The 947-nt window shown below is 64.6% G+C and carries 1 protein-coding gene; it reads right to left on the minus strand.

Features of this window, described 5'->3' with window-relative positions; all coding sequences use genetic code 11:
- The coding region (locus OP495_RS18960) for a DEAD/DEAH box helicase (protein WP_348521333.1) at positions 1-947 on the minus strand (947 nt) is incomplete at both ends.

A 947-nucleotide genomic window follows, 5' to 3' on the forward strand; every position in this document is an offset into this window, starting at 1 on the left:
CCAGATTGTGTGCCTCGTCGACCAGCACGCCCAGACGCCAGTCGTTGGTCTGGGCCAACAGATGCAGCAAGCCGCCGCTGGCGAAGTAATAGTGATAATCGCCCACCGTGATGTCGCTCCAGCGCGCCATTTCCTGGCCCAGATAATACGGGCAGACGTTATGCGTCAGAGCGACATCGCGCAGACGCGCGCGATCCCAGTCGCCACCGGCGATCAGTACACGCCGGGCGCCAGGCATCTTATCGAAAAAACCCGCTGCCAACGGGCAGGACTCGCCGTGGCAGGCAAGGTCGGGATGCTCGCAGGCCTTGTCGCGCGCGGTCAGTTCCAGCACACGCAGCGGCGTCGTTTCCACTACCGGTTTCAGCGCATTCAGCGCCAGTTGTCGTCCGGGGGTCTTGGCGGCGAGATAACACAGACCATCGAGGCGCTGCGTAGGCATCGCCTTGAGCATCGGAAAGAGTGTCCCCAGAGTCTTGCCGGTGCCCGTCGGTGCCTGGGCCAGCAACGAGCGCCCGGTACTGGCCGCCTTGTAGACGTTTTCCGCCAGCGTGCGCTGCTCACCTTGCCAGCTCGCATGCGGGAAACGCAGCGCCACGAGCGCCTCGTCGCGTGCCGTACGGTGCGCCGTCTCCTGCAACGCCCAGTCGAGAAACGCCGCGCACTGCGCCTCGAAGAAATGACGCAAGGTGTCGCGGTCCACGCGCTCGACGAGCGGTGTCTCGATCTGGCGGGCGATATCGAAATACACCAGCGCCAGCTCGAGTTCGTCGAGACCTCGCGCCTCACACAGCAGCCAGCCATAAAGACGCAATTGGGCCCAATGCAGATGACGGTGGTTGTCTGGCTGGCGTGTCAGGTCGCCGCGATGGGTCTTGATCTCTTCCAGACGTCCGCGTCGCGGGTCGAAACCGTCGGCGCGCCCACGCACGCGCAGCCCGTACCCG

It is taken from the genome of Chromohalobacter sp. 296-RDG, from assembly GCF_029889885.1.
GTDB lineage: Bacteria > Pseudomonadota > Gammaproteobacteria > Pseudomonadales > Halomonadaceae > Chromohalobacter.